This window comes from Streptomyces sp. NBC_00503 (genome assembly GCF_036346895.1).
In the GTDB taxonomy this organism is placed as follows: domain Bacteria; phylum Actinomycetota; class Actinomycetes; order Streptomycetales; family Streptomycetaceae; genus Streptomyces.
This window is the reverse complement of record NZ_CP107855.1, coordinates 4,874,348-4,890,116: the sequence shown is the minus strand read 5'-3', so window position 1 is coordinate 4,890,116 and position 15,769 is coordinate 4,874,348. Positions and strand designations below refer to the sequence as shown.

Below are 15,769 nucleotides of genomic sequence, written 5' to 3'. Positions count from 1 at the left end.
GGCCGAAGAGGCCATACACGCGGCGAGGCCGCCGCTCCCGGGCAGGGAGCGGCGGCCTCGTCACATGCGGCTGACGGGTGGGACTACTCCCACTCGATGGTGCCCGGGGGCTTGCTCGTGCAGTCCAGGACCACGCGGTTCACGTCCGGCACCTCGTTGGTGATCCGGGTGGAGATCTTGGCGAGGACCTCGTACGGCATGCGCGTCCAGTCCGCGGTCATCGCGTCCTCGGAGGAGACGGGGCGCAGCACGATCGGGTGGCCGTAGGTGCGGCCGTCGCCCTGGACGCCGACGCTGCGGACGTCCGCGAGCAGGACGACCGGGCACTGCCAGATCTCGCGGTCCAGGCCGGCCGCGGTGAGCTCGTGGCGGGCGATGGCGTCGGCCTCGCGGAGCAGGTCCAGGCGCTCCTTGGTGACCTCGCCGACGATGCGGATGCCCAGGCCGGGGCCCGGGAAGGGCTGGCGCTGGACGATCTCGGCGGGCAGGCCGAGCTCCTGGCCGACCATCCGGACCTCGTCCTTGAACAGCTGGCGCAGCGGCTCGACGAGCTCGAACTCGATGTCGTCGGGGAGCCCGCCCACGTTGTGGTGGGACTTGATGTTGGCGGTGCCGGTGCCGCCGCCGGATTCGACGACGTCCGGGTACAGGGTGCCCTGGACGAGGAAGGCGACCGCGGGGCCGTCCTCCTGGAGGATCTCCAGCTGGGCCTGCTCGAAGACGCGGATGAACTCGCGGCCGATGATCTTGCGCTTGGTCTCCGGGTCGGAGACCCCGGCCAGCGCGTTCAGGAAGCGCTCCTGGGCGTCGACGACCTTCAGCTGCACGCCGGTCGCGGCGACGAAGTCCTTCTCGACCTGCTCGGTCTCGCCCTTGCGCATCAGGCCGTGGTCGACGTAGACGCAGGTGAGCTGCGAGCCGATGGCCTTCTGTACGAGGGCTGCGGCGACCGCCGAGTCCACGCCGCCGGAGAGGCCGCAGATGGCGCGCTTGTCGCCGACCTGCTCGCGGATGGCCGCGACCTGCTCCTCGACGATGTTGCCGGTGGTCCAGGTCGGGGCCAGGCCCGCGCCCCGGTAGAGGAAGTGCTCCAGGATCTGCTGGCCGTGCGTGGAGTGCATCACCTCGGGGTGGTACTGCACGCCGTACAGCTTCTTCTCGTCGTTCTCGAAGGCCGCGACCGGTACGACGTCGGTCGACGCGGTGACGGTGAAGCCCTCGGGAGCGGCGGAGCAGGCATCGCCGTGGGACATCCACACCGACTGGCTCTCGGGGGTGCCCTCGAAGAGGGTGGAGCCGGTCTTGGAGACGGCCAGCGGGGTGCGGCCGTACTCGCGGGAGCCGGTGTTGTCGACGGTGCCGCCGAGGGTGACCGCCATCAGCTGGAAGCCGTAGCACATGCCGAAGACGGGGATGCCGGCCTCGAAGAGCGCGCCGTCGAGCTGGGGGGCTCCCTCCTCGTACACGGAGGACGGGCCGCCGGAGAGGATGATCGCCTTGGGGTTCTTGGCCAGCATCTCGGCCACGGGCATCGTGCTGGGCACGATCTCCGAGTAGACCCGTGCCTCGCGGACTCGGCGGGCGATGAGCTGGGCGTACTGGGCACCGAAGTCGACGACGAGAACCGTGTCCGGAGCGCTGTCGTGGGTGGCGGAGATGGCTTCAGGCACGGGGCAGGCCTTCCGGCGGAAGAGGGGGTTGTTTTGTCGATTCTAACGGGGGAAGGGTGGGCCTCTTCGTCTCACCATCCGAACCGCTTGGCCCTCAGCGCCGCGGCGGGCCATAATCGGCTCGTGCGCAAGCAGCTGAGCTTCCTCTTTACCTATGGCACCGGCCGGTCCGGTCGCCATGGGTCATCGTGATGCTCGCTTGAGCCACTGACTTCCCAGAGCGCCCCGGTCCGGACAGGACCGGGGCGCTCTGGCGTTCCGCTCCTGCCGGCGAGATCGATCCCACGAACCGCAGGAGAAGAGACCCATGAGCGTCACGACCACCCCCGAGCAGCTGATCGCCGATTCCCGCGAGCGGATCGATGCCCTCGACGACCGGATCATCGGACTGATCCAGGAGCGGATGGCCGTCTCGACCGTCATCCAGGAGGCCCGGATCACCTCGGGCGGCCGCCGGGTGCACCTGTCCCGGGAGATGGAGGTGCTGGGTCACTGGAGCGACGCCCTCGGCAAGCCCGGCACCACCCTCGCCATGACCCTGCTGGAGCTGTGCCGCGGCCGCGTCTGAGGCCGCGCGGCCGGGAGGTCGGGGCGGGCTCGGAGGTCGGCCGGTCGGCCGTTCGTCACCCGTCCGGACCGTGACCGCCCCCACCGCCCTTCGTTGATGCGGGTGTCCGTGCCAGCCAGGCGCGGAACCGCAACACCACGCGTGGCTCCGACGGAGCGATGAGACGTGCGCCCTGAGGAGCGCGCGTCGTGGGACCTCGCTCCTTCGCGTGACCGGACGGCAGGGGACAGCAGCCCGGTCACCCCATAAAGGACGGCCGGCCCGGGGGACGCCCCGGACCGGCCGTTCTTGCTTTCTACGGAGTTACGCGGCTACGGAGCTACGCGCGCGCGGCGGCCCTGCGGCGGAACGCCACGAACAGCGCGCCACCGGCGGCGACGAGCACCGCTCCGCCGATCGCGATCGGGCCGGCGGTGCTGCCGGTGGAGGCCAGGCCCCCGTTGGGCTTGGCGTTGTTGCCCGCGCCGGGAGCGGCCGAGGCGGAGGTGCTCGGAGCCGGGCTCGGCGCGGCGGTACCGGTGCTCGGACCCGGGGTGGGCGTGGTGGTGGAGCCCTTGGCGTTGATCACGAAGGCGGCCCGGTTGTTGGCGTGGTTCGGGTCCCAGCTCTGGGGCTTGGGGTCCGCGTCGCCGTGCCACTGACCGACCGAGACCGAGCCCTTGGCGTCCTCGACGAGCTTCTCGATCTTCAGTTCGAACGGGAAGGAGACCTTCCCCTTCTCTCCGACGACGTAGTCCGACGCGCAGGAATAGCGCGGGGCACCCGTCCGCTCCTCGCGGTGCGTGCCGTCCGCGTTCAGGCTGCTGCACTCCTTCGCGGCCTTGGTGACCTTCGCACCGGCCGGAATCACGATGTCCGTGATGGCCACGCTCTCCCCGGAGCGCAGGTAGGCGACCCAGGCCGGGCCGTTGTTCTGGAAGCCCAGGTCGGCCTTGACCGTCTCGCCCGCCTTGCCCTTGAGGGAGACGGGGGTGGCCGCAAAGTCGGCGGTGTTCGTCACGTGGAGGTCGAACTCGCGGTAGTTGTCCTGCGGGTTCAGGTCAGCGGAGAGCCGCGCGGCCTTGGCGGGCTGCTCCTTGAGCGTCAGCTTCTTGCCCGTCTGCTGCTTGCTGGACGCCCCCGGGAACTTCGGCTCCCCGCCCTTCTCGTACACCGCGTAGGTAACGATCTCGTTGAAGGCGTACGGCGCAGCCTTGAGCGTCAGCGGATCGGTCTCGTAGATCAGGCCCGCCTTGATCTCGTCGTCGACGGTGCAGACCGTGGTGCTGTCCGGGTCCTGACCCGGGTCGCCGCCGTAGGAGCAGTTGTCGTACCGCTCGACGAGGTCCAGGCCGTGGGTGTCGTGGATGACCAGGGACAGGCCCTGCGCGGATTCGGTGCCGGTGTTCGAGACGACGATGGGCAGGGGCTGCGTTCCGCCCGGCTTCATCTCCTCCTTGAGCCCGGCGTCCGCCAGCACCAGGTCGGGACCGCCCACCTTGACCTTGGTGGTGGCCGGCCTGAAGGTGGCCCCCTTGGCCGAGCCGGTCATCGTCAGGTCGACGACGGTGCCGAGCTTGGCGTCCTTGGCCGCGCTCACGTCCAGCGCCGCGACCGTGTAGTCGTGCGGCCAGAGGCCGTACTGCGTGCACGTGACCGCGGTGTCCGTCAGCTTGCAGTCGGCCACGCCGTGGTTCTCGCTCAGCGAGACGTCCGCGATGCCCTTGAGCTTGGTCAGGTCGACCGTGAAGGTGATCGGCCCGTCGAAGGAGTTCGACGTGGGGTTCTCGATCCGGAAGTCGACGGTCGTCTTCTGTGCCTCGCCGCCCTGGGCGGGGTGCGGCCGCAGTCCGATCCCGGACGGGGCGCTGAGGGTGAAGACGGGGTCCGCGGCGTTCGCGGGGGTGGTGGCCAGCCCCACGGCCACCAGGCCGCAGGCGGCCAGCAGGGAGATGCGCTTTCTCATGCCCCCTTGACCATCGAACACCCGTCGCAGTTGCACATCCGACCATGTGACGGACACCACAGACGTGAATCCCGGATTCCGGTACAACCATCAAGCTTGAACATCTGTCACTTATGTACCGCGGTGGGACGGCCCTCGGAGGGGGAGCGCCGTCCCACCGCGTTTTTCATTCCGCGGCCGTCACCCGCGGCGGGATCTCCGGGACCGCCAGGAACGGCAGGCGCAGCGCCCCGAAGGCCTCCTTCGGGACGGCCGGACGGGCCGGTTCCACGGCCGACAGGCGGGCGTAGGCCCGGCCCTGCTCCGGGCGCGGGTCGCGTTCGCCCTTGTTCGGCCAGTAGGACATCGCCCGTTCCGCCTGCGCGGTGATGGTCAGCGAGGGGTTGACCCCGAGGTTCGCGGAGACCGCCGAGCCGTCCACGACCGAGATACCCGGGTGCCCGTAGAGCCGGTGGTACGGGTCGACCACACCCTCCTCGGGCGAGGCGCCGATCGGGCAGCCGCCGAGGAAATGGGCCGTCAGCGGGGTTCCCATCAGCTCGCCGACGTTACTGCCCGCAAATCCGTTGATTTCCTCCGCAAGCAGCGTGGCCGCCTGAGTGGCCTCGGCGATCTGTACCGGATTGGGTGCTCCGTGGCCCTGGCGGGCGGTGAGCAGGCCCTTCCCGAGGCCGCCGGGCTTGCGGTAGGTGGTCAGGGAGTTGTCGAGCGACTGCATGACCAGGCCGATGATGGTCCGCTCCGACCAGCGCCGGTTGGAGAGCGAGCGCAGCAGCTGCACCGGGTGCTTGGCGGTGCGCCCGAACCAGGCCCGGACCCGGTGCGGGGAGTACGGCACCTGGAGGATCGTCATGAACCCCATGGCGTTGGAGCCCTTGCCGTAGCGCACCGGCTCGATGTGGGTGTCGGCGTCGGGGTGCACGGAGGAGGTGATGGCCACGCCCCGGGTGAAGTCCGCCCGCCCGTCCTTGCCGTGCCGCTTGCGGTAGCGCCGGTCATCGGTCTGAGCGCCTACGAGGCCTTCGGAGTTGGTCCGGGTCAGCTCCCCGAGCCGGTCCGACAGGCGGGGAAGCTCGCCGAGGTCCTTCATCGTGTGCAGCAGGGTCTGGGTGCCGTACGTGCCCGCCGCGACGACCACGTAGCGGGCGCGCAGCACCTTGGCCTTGCCGCGGCGGCGGCCGTCGGTGGGGACCGTGCGGACGCGGTGGCCGCCGGCCGGGTCCTCGGAGAGGGCGGTGACGGTCGTCATCGGGTGGATGACGGCTCCGGCCCGCTCGGCGAGGTGCAGGTAGTTCTCGTTGAGGGTGTTCTTCGCGCCGTGCCGGCAGCCGGTCATGCACTCGCCGCACTCGGTGCACGCCTTGCGGGCGGGGCCGGCGCCGCCGAAGTACGGGTCGGCGACCTCGTCGCCGGGCCGGACCTTCGCCTGGTCCGCGGCGTCGTCCCCGTCTCCGAAGAAGACGCCGACGGGGGCCATGTGGAAGGAGTCGGCGACGCCCATGACGGTGGCGGCGGCCTTGAGGTGCACGTCGGAGGGGGTCATCGTCGGGTTCAGCCGCACCCCCAGCATCCGCTTGGCCTGGTCGTAGTAGGGGGCGAGCTCCGCGTGCCAGTCCGTGATGGACGCCCACTGCCGGTCCTCGAAGAAGGCGGTGGGCGGCACGTACAGGGTGTTGGCGTAGTTGAGCGAGCCGCCGCCCACTCCGGCGCCCGCGAGCACCATCACGTTGCCGAGGAGGTGGATGCGCTGGATCCCGTACAGGCCGAGGGCCGGGGCCCACAGGTAGTTGCGCAGGTCCCAGCTGTTCTTCGGCAGGCTCTCGCGGGTGAAGCGGCGGCCCGCCTCCAGGACGCCGACCCGGTAGCCCTTCTCGGTGAGCCGCAGTGCCGAGACCGACCCTCCGAAGCCCGATCCGATGACGATGACGTCGTAGTCGTACGCGTCTTCGTCGATGTCTGCCTCTGCGTCGTCGTACGACACTGCGGTGCCTCCCAAACGGATCGGGCCATCGGACTGGACTGCCAGGACTGCCAGGACTGCCTAGCGGAGTCGGAGCGCCTTCATGACCTTGAGGCTGCGGGTCATGAACGCGGCGTACTTCTCGTCGTCCATGCCCAGCGAGGGCGCCATCGGCAGCAGCCGCTGGTGGGCGACGGTCTGGGCCTCGGTGTACTTGAGGATGCCCTCGGAGCCGTGGCGGCGGCCGAGCCCGGAGTCCTTCATGCCGCCCATGGGGGCGGCGGCGCTGCCGTAGGCGGGGGCGTAGCCCTCGTTGATGTTCACGGTGCCGGTGCGCAGGCGTGCGGCGACGGCGTGGCCGCGGCGGGAGTCCTTCGTCCAGACGCTGGAGTTCAGGCCGTAGGCCGTCCCGTTGGCCTGGGCGATGACCTCGTCCTCGTCGGTGAAGCGGTAGACGGAGACGACCGGGCCGAAGGTCTCCTCCCCGCACACCGCCATGGGCGCCTCGACGCCTTCGAGGATGGTCGGCTCGTAGAAGAGCGGGCCGATGTCGGGGCGGGCGACGCCGCCCGCGACGAGGGTGGCGCCCTTGGCCACGGCCTCGTCCACGTGCCTCGTCACGGATTCCAGCTGGCGCGTGCCGGCCAGGCAGCCCATCTCCGCGCCGTAGGCGAGGGAGGAGCCCAGGCGCATGGCCTTCGTGCGGGCAGCGAAGCGGGCGATGAACTCGTCGGCGATCGAGGCGTGCACGTACAGGCGCTCGATGGAGATGCAGAGCTGGCCCGCGGAGGAGAAGCAGGCGCGGACGGCGCCGGCGGCGGCCTTCTCCACGTCGGCGTCGCGCAGGACGAGCATGGCGTTCTTGCCGCCGAGTTCGAGGGAGACCCCGACCAGGCGGGCGGCCGCGCCCTGGGCGACCTCGCGGCCGGTACGCGTGGAACCGGTGAACGAAACGTAGTCGGCGTGGCGGACCACCTCGGGGCCGACGACCGGGCCCTCGCCGAGGACGATCTGGAACACCTCCGCCGGCAGCCCCGCCTCGATCATCAGGTCGCGGGCCCACAGCGCGCTGAGCGCGGTCTCGGTGTCGGGCTTCATCACGACGGCGTTGCCCGAGACGAAGGCGGGCAGGGCGTCGCCGATGGACAGCTCGAAGGGGTAGTTCCAGGGGGCGATCTGGCCGACGACCCCGCGCGGCTGGCGCAGCTCGGTGACCTTGGTGAGGGTGGGCATGGCGCCCGTGTGGCCCTTGGGGCGCAGGTACGAGGGGGCCTTGCGGCCGTAGTGCCGGGCGGAGATCGCGACGGCCTGGACCTCTTCGTGGGCGTGCAGACGGGCCTTGCCGGTCTCCAGCTGGATCAGGTCGAGCACCTCGGCCTGGCGCGAGAGGACCAGGTCGTGGAAGCGCAGCAGTACGGCGGCCCGTGCGCGGACGGGCACTGCGGCCCAGGCGGGCTGCGCGGCGCGGGCCGCGGCGAAGGCCTCGGCCACCTCCCCGGGGGTGGCCTCGGGAAGGTCCGCGAGCTTGTCGCCCGTGAAGGGGCTGTGGTTGGCGGTGCGGCCGGAGCCGGCCACTCCGCGGATCAGCCGGGCGACCAGTTCGGGGGTCACCACGTCGGCGGCGCTCCGGGCGCCGGCCGGGGCGGGGGCGACCGGGTTGGTGGGCTGCGGGGCGCTGCGGAGGGCCGGGGCCTGCGTGTCCGTCATGCCGGTGAGCGTATTGCGCCCGGGGGTGCTTTGGGTACCCGCCGGTAACCGGATTTTGCCATTTCCGCCAGTGATCGCTGGCAGGATGGCGGAAATCCGGGGCCCGGGGCGGCCTCCGGCCCGGCAGGGGCCCCGAATCGTGACCCGTCCGGGGCCCCTGCGCTCAGCCTGCGGACCCGGCCGGGCTCAGCCCTCGGACGCCGGCTGCCAGCCGGTGAGCACGGTGTCGAACTGCGACCGGGCCGTCTGCCAGTCGGCGGCCGGGCTCGACATGTACACCGCGTACTCGGTGCCGTCCGCGCCGTAGTACATCTGCTCGATCGCACGCCGGGGCCCTGTGAACGCCCCGGTCTTCTCCGTCCAGGTGAACTCCCACAGGCCGGCCTTGACCTGCCCCCGGAAGCTGTTCTGGTGCAGCGTCACGCGCACGTAGTCGGAGCGCTTGGCCAGCTGCTTCTCCAGGTCCAGCAGGTGCATGTACGGGTTGTCGAACTCCGGCTTCGGGTTCACGGCGAGCCGGATGAAGTGCTTGCCGCCGTCCGGCGTGTAGTCGATCTGCCCGCCGTCCATCCGGCGGGTCCAGCCGTCCGGGACGAAGAGCGAGAAGCCCTCCGGGTCCTCGACCTTGTGCCAGCCGGCCGGCGCGACCGCCGCCTTCTCACCCTTGGAGTCACCGTTCCCGGGCGACTTCCCGGACGCACTCGCGCTCCTGGACGGATCCGCACCGGCCCCGTCCGCGCTCGCGTCCCCGATGTACTTCAGCACCCCGAACACCCCCGCGCCGCCGAGCACCGCCGCCACCAGGGCGACCACCGCCGCACGCCGGACCCGGCCGACGGCAGGGCCGCCCCGGCCCTGGTCCGGGCCGTGGCCGTGGCCCTGACCCCGGTCCGGGCCGTAGGCCTGGGGTCCCGGGTGCGCCCCGGCGGGCAGCTCGGCCGTGTCCGCCGACCCGCCCCGGACGGGGGCCAGCTCCTCGAAGCCGACCGCGCGCGTGGGCACGTACTCCTGCGCCGACTTCGGCTCGCGGCCTTCCATCGCCTCCAGCAGCATCTGCTCCACATCGGCCGCCGACGGCCGGTGCGCCGGGTCCTTGCGCAGCAGCGCCGTGATGACCGCGGCCAGCGGGCCCGCGTGGGCCGGGGGCGGCAGCTCGTCGTTCACCACGGCCTGGAGGCTGGAGATGGGCGAGGTCCGGCGGAACGGCGAACGGGCCTCGACCGCCGTGTACAGCGTCGCGCCCAGCGCCCACAGGTCGGAGGCCGGGTCCGGGGGCCCGCCCGTGACCCGCTCGGGGGCCAGGTAGTCGATGGAACCGACGAGCTCGCCGGTGCGCGTGATGGAGGAGTCGCCCTCGATCGCGGCGATCCCGAAGTCCGCGAGCATCACCCGCCCGTCCTTGGCGAGCATCACGTTGCCGGGCTTCACGTCCCGGTGCAGTACGCCGACCGCGTGCGCGGCCCGCAGGGCGCGCAGCACGTGCAGCCCGATCCGGGCCGCCTCCCGGGGCTCGATCCGTCCGGCCGTCTTCGCCGAGTCCGCGAGGGAGGGTCCGTCGATGTACTCCATGACGATCCACGGCCGGTCGTCGTGTTCCAGCACGTCATGGACGGTGACGACGGCCGGATGCTGGATCCGGGCCGCGGCCCGCGCCTCCTTCTGGGTCCGGGCGTGCAGGACCTCCCGGTCGGCCTGGGCCACGTACAGGCCGGCCGTCAGCTCCTTGACGGCGACGGTTCTGTGCAGCAGCTCGTCGTGCGCGCGCCAGACCTTGCCCATGCCGCCCCTGCCGATGGGCTCCACGAGCCGGTACCGGCCTGCGAGCAACGCACCCGCACCTGTCTGCTGTTCCACGAAACCCCGCCGCCGCTCTGTGCACTTCCGGTCAGACTACGGAGCGTGCGGGCGCTGCCGGAACCTCTCGGCGGCGGTGCGGCCGCACTGTGACGCAATCGCCGTACTAATGGCTCGTCAGGAGGCGTTCACCCACCGGATTTGTAACTGGCCGTCGCCTGTTCGAAAGCCTCCGTGACCTTGCCCTCCTGGTCGAGCGGGCCCGTGACCAGGACGATGTGGTACGAACCTCCGAGCGCGACGACGAAGTTGCGGGCCACGACGGACCGGCCGTTGCCGTCGATCCACGTGTACCGGCCGGTGACGCGGAGCTGGTTGCCGACCTTCGTGGAGCGGATGTCGCTGACGCTGGACCAGGTGGAGGACCGGTACGGAGCCAGCTCGGACTCCTTGTCCTTCTGGTACGTGGCCGGGTCCGGGTTGCCCTCCACCTTGTCCCGGCCGGGGACGACGGTGAGGGCGAAGTCCCCGTCGACGTAGCGCACCTGTCCGGACTCGTTGATTCCGCGCCGCTCCCAGCCGTTCGGGACCGTGATCGCGAAGTGCTCGGCGTCCTGCTGGGTGGTGTACCCGGACGGGGCGGGGGCGTTGGTCTGGGCGGCGGGCTTGGACTCCGGCGGGCTGGCGGAGGGCCGCGGCGCGCCGGTACCCGGGCTCCGGCTCTGCCCCGCACTCGGCGTCTGCCCCGAGCTGGCGGGCGGCTTGACCCCGGCGGCCCGCTGCCCGGCCTGCGGTTCGGCGGAGCGGGGCATGAAGAACATGGCGTAGGCCACGGCTCCGGCGAGCAGCACGAGGACCCCGAGCAGCAGCGAACGCCCCAGCGCACGCGGCTTGTGGGGGTGTTCGGCACTGCGGTGGCGGCCGTGCAGATCGGCCCGCCGCCGTACGACGGGCAGCCGCGCGGGATCCGGCTCCGGCATCGGGAGCAGCATGGCGAAGCCGCCGTCGGGCTCGGGCGCGGAGCGCACGAGGGAGCGCAGCCAGCCGCGGAGCTCCTCGAAGTCGGGTCGCTCGGTCGGGTCCTGACGCAGCAGCGACTCCACGATCGGCCGCAGCGGGCCGCACTCCTCGGCGAAGGCGGGCGGCTCGGCGCAGACCATCTCCACGAGCTCGGCGACGCTGTCCTCCGGGTACGGGGCATGGCCCTGCACCGCCCGGTACAGCAGAGCCCCGAGCCCCCAGAGGTCGGTGGCCGGCCCGACGGGTGCGGCCAACTGCCACGGCCCGTGCACGGCCTGCGCCTGCTCGGGCGACCACCGCTCGGTGACGGCCCCGACCACGGCCATCCGCGTCTGCCGGGCCCGCTCGGCGGCGAGCCCGCCCCTGGGACCACTCCCCCACCCGCCGGACCCCTGCGACGGGGCGGACGCGGGGGCGTTCGCCGGGGTCGTCGCCGGGGGCGTCGCCGGGGCACCGGTCGCGTAGTTGCCCGTCCGGGCGATCGCGGGGCCGGTCGTGTAGCCGGTCGCCGGGCTGCTCGTCCGACCGGCTGCCGGACCGTCCGCCTGGTTGCTCGCCCGGCCGGTCGCCGGGGCCGAGGACGCCATGGGGGGCCGCCCCTGCCCGGGCCCGGAAGGCCCGCCCGGACCCACCGCCGGGAGGCCGGGCCGGGCCGGAGCACTGCCGGGAGCACTGCCCGGCGCCCCGGCCGGGTCCTCCGCCTGGCGGTAGCCCTGCGGCAGCGCGAGTTGCGCCGGAAGCGCGGGACGGACCGGCGGGGTCCGCGGCTCCGGCTCGGCCGGGGGCTCCGCCTCCGCCGGGGGCTCGGCCGGGGGCTGGGCCTCGGCCGGGAGCTGGGGCTCGGCGGGGGGCTGGGGCTGGCTGCGCGGGGTGGCGCCGTGCCAGGCCGCGCCGCTGACGGGCCCCCCGTACGGGTACGAGTACCCCTGCGGCAGCTTCGACCCCTCGGGCCTCGGCTCCGCCGCGGTCTCCGCGGCCTCCGCGCCTGCCTCCAGCGCGGGCTGCGCTCCGGCCTTGCGCTGCTCGGTGATCCGCGCGGCGGCCTGCGCACCGGCTCGGTACGCGGCGATGGCCCCGGCCCGCGCGGCGGCCTTCGGGTCGGGCCGCTCCCCGGTCGCCCCGGGGCCGATGTGGTCGTTGTACCGCGGCCCGGTGTCGTACCCGGGAGCCACGAGGGGCGCGTACTCGGCCCTCCCGCCGCCGCTCTCCGGGGCAGCCGCCCCGCCCCCGGCCCCGGCGACACCCGCCGCCGAGCCGTACCCGGAGTCGTCCCGCCCCGAGCCGTACCCGGCCGCGGTGTCGTACCCGGCCTCGTCCCGCCCGGAGTCGTACCCGTGCCCGGCGTCAGCCCGCCCGGCCTGGTACCCAGCGGCGTCCCGCCCGGCCTGGTACCCGGCGGCGTCCCGCCCGGCCTGGTACCCGTACCCGGAATCGTCCCGCCCGGCCTCGTACCCGGCGACGCCCTGCCCGGCCTCGTACCCGTACCCGGCCCCGGAGCCCAAGGCGTCCTGCGCGGAACCGACGGCGCCCTGCTCGTACCCGTACCGGGCGACCTCCCCGGAACCGGCCGCGGCCGGCCCCGGACCGTGCCCGGAGACCTCCCCGGAGCCGGAGTCGAAGCTGGAACCGGAACCGGCACCGCCAGCGCGTGCTGAGCCACCAGCTCCGGAGCCGTATCCGCCGGTCCCCGGGTCAGCCGGCGGTCCCGCGAGGGAGCCCGCGCCCGCGAAGCCCTCGGCGTCCGGCGACGGGACCGGGTCGTACCCGCACAGCGCGTCCTCCGCGGCACCCGCCGCCAGCCCCGTCAGGACGACGCGGCCGTCCTCGCAGATCAGGACCGTCCGCGTGGTGATGTTCCGGTGGGTCCAGCCGTGCGCGTGCAGCACCCGCAGCGCGGTCAGCACGTCCGCCGCGACCTCCGCCGCCCGGTACGGGCTCAGCGGTTCCTCGGCGATCAGTGCCGCCAGCGGTCTGGCCGGTACGAGTTCGCTCACTATCCACAGCGACCCGCCCTCCGCGAACACGTCGAAGACCTGGTCCAGCCGCGGATGGTCCGGCACGGACGCCGCCGCCTGCGCCGCCGCGATGGCCCTGCGCACGGCGGGCAGTTCACCCGGAACCCGGGCCCGCCGCCCCGCACCGCCGCCGCCAGCGCCGGCCGGATCGTCCAGGGTGCCGTCCAGCAGCTCCGCGTCCACGACCTCCGGCAACGGCACCTGCCGTACCAGGACTTCCTGCCCGCTCCGGGTGTCGAAGGCCCTGGTCTCTATCAGTTCGTACTCGTCGGACGGCGGCAGCGGCAGGCGGTAGCGGCTGGCCAGGATCCGGCCCGCATAGTCCTCCACTTCGCCTCCCCCGAGAGCTGTGGACCCGTCCCCATGGCCCGGCTGCCACGATACGTCGCCCAGGGCGCCCGCGTCCCGGCCCTGGCAAGGCTCGCACCCAAGGCTCGTAACCCGGGGCTCACGCCCGGGGGGCCGGCGTCAGTTCAGCGGCTGGAACGTCTCGAACGCCGTCTTGCGCATCTGCGAGCACTCCGCGGCGTCCCACTGGTCTGCCGCGCAGCTGATCATGATCGCGTAGCCGTGCTTCGCGTCCATCCTGAACCCGCGGTCGAGCACGCGGACCCTCGTGCCCTTCTGGTCCCGCTCGAACTCCCAGTCCGCGACGGTCGGGTACCCCCGGTAGTCCACCACGTCGACCCGCAGCAGCTTGTAGTTCGTGCTGCTGCTCGCCACGGCCGGAGCGAGCTCCAGCCACGCGGCGCGCGCGTCCTGACCCGGCTTGGCGTTGAAGTCGACCTGGATGCGCGGGAAACCGCCGTCACGGCTGTATATCGCGCCGTCGTTGTCGCCGATCGTGTCGGTCTGCTTGAAGCCCTGGGGCATCGCCATCGCGAAGTGCAGCCCCGGCTCCGTCACCATGACGTACCCGGCCGGGAGTCCGCCCCCGGAGCCCCCGGGTGTGGCGCCCTGCCCCTGACCGCTGCTGGTCGTACCGGTGCCCGTACCCGTACCGGAGCTCGCGCCGGGGCTCGGCGAGCCCGCACCGCCGTTGGCGCTGGTGCCCGGCTGCCCGGACTTCGGCGAGGGGGTGGGGGCCGGTGAGGCTCCGCCCGCCGGGCTGGACGCGGACGAGGGATTGCCGCCCTTGCCCTCGTTCTTCGCGCCGCCCTTCTCGTCACCGTTGAAGGCGTACGCGATGAGTGACCCTATGACCGCCAGGACGACGACCAGGCCGGCTATCGCGAGCACGATGGTGCGGCGCGGCATGACGTCGGTGAGCGGCGCCGGGACGGGCGCGGGGCGCGCGGTCGGGGGCGTCACCCCCGTCGTGGGCGTGGCGGTGACGACCGCGGCCGCCTTGCGGGCCGACTTCAGCGCGGCACGGGCCCGCTCGCGCTGTTCCCGCTCCCGGCGCTCGCGGTCCTTCTTCTCTGCCTTCTCCGCGGCCTTCGCCGCCTTCTCGGCATTCGCCTTCTCCGCGGCCTCCTGTGCCTCGGCGAGCGATATCTGCCGGGTTTCCTCGGCGCTCGGCGCCGCTACGGGGGCCGGCTCCTCCGGTGCATCGATCACGGCGGTGAGCATCGCCCGCGCGCGGTGCTCGTCGAGCCGGTGGGCGGGGTCCTTGACGAGGAGTCCGTAGATGACCTCGGTCAGCGGACCGGCGTTCTTGGGCGGGTCGACCGGCTCGGTCATGACCGCGGTGAGGGTGGCGAGGGCCGAGCCCTTGTCGTACGGGGGCGTCCCCTCGACCGAGGCGTACAGCAGCCCGCCGAGCGACCACATGTCCGCGGGCGGACCGGGGCGCTGGCCGCGGGCCCGCTCGGGGGAGATGTACGAGGGCGCGCCGACGAGCATGCCGGTGGAGGTGACGGACGGGTCGCCCTCGACCTGGGCGATGCCGAAGTCGGTGAGGATGACGCGGCCGTTGCCGTGGTCGGCGAGGAGCACGTTGGAGGGCTTCACGTCGCGGTGCAGGATGCCCTGGCGGTGCGCGGCGCGCAGTACGTCGAGGACGGCGAGGCCGACTTCGGCGGCGCGACGGGGGGTGAGGGGACCGTTCTCACGGATGAACTCGGCGAGGGACGGGCCCTCGATGAGCTCCATGACGATCCACGGGCGGCCGTCTTCGTCGACGACGTCGTAGACGGTCACCGCGCCACCGCTGCGGATCCGCGCGATGGCCTTGGCCTCGCGCAGGGTGCGGGTGATGAGGCGGCGCTTCTCGTCCTCGTCCACGCCGGTGCCGAAGCGGAGTTCCTTGACGGCGACGGTGCGGCCGAGGGTCTCGTCCTCGGCGCGCCAGACCGTGCCCATGCCGCCCTTGCCGAGGACGTCGCTGAGCCGGTAGCGACCCGCGAGGAGCCGGCCCTCGTCCTGAGCGCCCTGTCCCGCCTTGACCACGGCCGCCTTGACGGCCGCGGCCACCTCGTCGGCCTTGCTCACCGCGGCAGGCTTCGCCGCCGGAGCCGGAGCCGGAGCCGCGGGCTTCGCGTCCTCGGGCTCAGCCTTCGGGGCTGCCTTGTCGGCCGCCTTCTCGGGCGCCTTGTCGGGCGCCTTCTCGGGCGCCTTGTCGGGCGCCTTCTCGGGCGCCTTCTCGGGCGCCTTCTCGGCCGCCTTCTCGGGCGCCTTGTCGGCCACCTTCTCCGGCGCCTTCTCAGCAGCCTTGGCCGCGCCGGACCGCGCCGCCGGAACGGCAGCCCCACCCGCGGCGGGCTTCGCGTCCTCGGGCTCCGCCACGGCAGTCTTCGCCACCGGAGCCTTGCGCAACTCCGGCTTCGCCGCAGCAGGCTTCGCGTCCTCCGGCTCCGCCGCGGCGGGCTTCGCGTCCTGCGGTTCCGTATCCCCGGCCGCCGACGCGGCCTTGGCCCCGGCCCGGGCCGTGCCGCCGCGCTTCGCGGTGGGGGGCTTCGGGCCCGCGGGCTTCTCGTCCGCGTGATCGGCTGCCGGAGACACCGGCGATCCCGTCCCGACAGACGGCTCCGGCGACTCGGTGTGCTCCGGCTTCGACATGCGTCCCCTCTGCGATCGTGCCGCCTGTTCCGGTTGTCCCGGCAGTGGCCGGGGTCCCCGGTAACCCGCCCCGGCAGAACCCTCATTGTC

General features: G+C 72.9%; 8 protein-coding genes. 1 reads left to right on the top strand and 7 read right to left on the bottom strand.

The window, feature by feature from the left end:
- Positions 1 to 83 precede the first annotated feature (83 nt).
- A complete protein-coding gene (gene guaA / locus OG490_RS22800) occupies positions 84 to 1,670 on the bottom strand; it encodes a glutamine-hydrolyzing GMP synthase (protein ID WP_330298131.1) in 1,587 nt (528 codons plus the stop codon).
- A gap of 307 nt (positions 1,671 to 1,977) precedes the next feature.
- On the opposite strand from guaA, the gene OG490_RS22795 reads away from it, so the two are divergent.
- The gene (locus tag OG490_RS22795) at positions 1,978 to 2,238 is read left to right on the top strand and encodes a chorismate mutase (RefSeq protein ID WP_330298130.1); all 261 of its coding nucleotides are present in this window, start codon (positions 1,978 to 1,980) and stop codon (positions 2,236 to 2,238) included.
- Between the two features lie 319 nt (positions 2,239 to 2,557).
- Here OG490_RS22795 and OG490_RS22790 read toward each other — a convergent pair whose 3' ends face one another.
- From OG490_RS22790 to OG490_RS22765, 6 genes are all read right to left on the bottom strand, one after another.
- Positions 2,558 to 4,183 (bottom strand): hypothetical protein, encoded by a 1,626-nt coding sequence (locus OG490_RS22790; protein ID WP_330298129.1) that lies wholly within the window; start codon positions 4,181 to 4,183, stop codon positions 2,558 to 2,560.
- A gap of 166 nt (positions 4,184 to 4,349) precedes the next feature.
- Complete coding sequence (locus OG490_RS22785; RefSeq protein ID WP_330298128.1) at positions 4,350 to 6,164, bottom strand: GMC family oxidoreductase; 1,815 nt, start codon at positions 6,162 to 6,164, stop codon at positions 4,350 to 4,352.
- 60 nt (positions 6,165 to 6,224) lie between these two features.
- Positions 6,225 to 7,850 (bottom strand): succinic semialdehyde dehydrogenase, encoded by a 1,626-nt coding sequence (locus tag OG490_RS22780; protein WP_330298127.1) that lies wholly within the window; start codon positions 7,848 to 7,850, stop codon positions 6,225 to 6,227.
- Positions 7,851 to 8,036: 186 nt separating this feature from the next.
- On the bottom strand, positions 8,037 to 9,704 hold the full coding sequence (locus tag OG490_RS22775; protein WP_330298126.1) for a serine/threonine-protein kinase: 1,668 nt from the start codon (positions 9,702 to 9,704) through the stop codon (positions 8,037 to 8,039).
- A 128-nt stretch (positions 9,705 to 9,832) separates the two neighbouring features.
- Entirely contained in the window at positions 9,833 to 13,009 is a 3,177-nt protein-coding gene (locus OG490_RS22770; RefSeq protein ID WP_330298125.1) for a protein kinase, read from the bottom strand.
- A gap of 138 nt (positions 13,010 to 13,147) precedes the next feature.
- A complete protein-coding gene (locus OG490_RS22765; protein ID WP_443065856.1) occupies positions 13,148 to 15,679 on the bottom strand; it encodes a serine/threonine-protein kinase in 2,532 nt (843 codons plus the stop codon).
- Positions 15,680 to 15,769 lie beyond the last annotated feature (90 nt).

Coding starts and splice junctions, on each gene's coding strand:
- OG490_RS22780 (WP_330298127.1), bottom strand. CDS start 7,850: ATGACGGACACGCAGGCCCCGGCCCTCCGCAGCGCCCCGCAGCCCACC.
- OG490_RS22790 (WP_330298129.1), bottom strand. CDS start 4,183: ATGAGAAAGCGCATCTCCCTGCTGGCCGCCTGCGGCCTGGTGGCCGTG.
- OG490_RS22795 (WP_330298130.1), top strand. CDS start 1,978: ATGAGCGTCACGACCACCCCCGAGCAGCTGATCGCCGATTCCCGCGAG.
- OG490_RS22765 (WP_443065856.1), bottom strand. CDS start 15,679: ATGTCGAAGCCGGAGCACACCGAGTCGCCGGAGCCGTCTGTCGGGACG.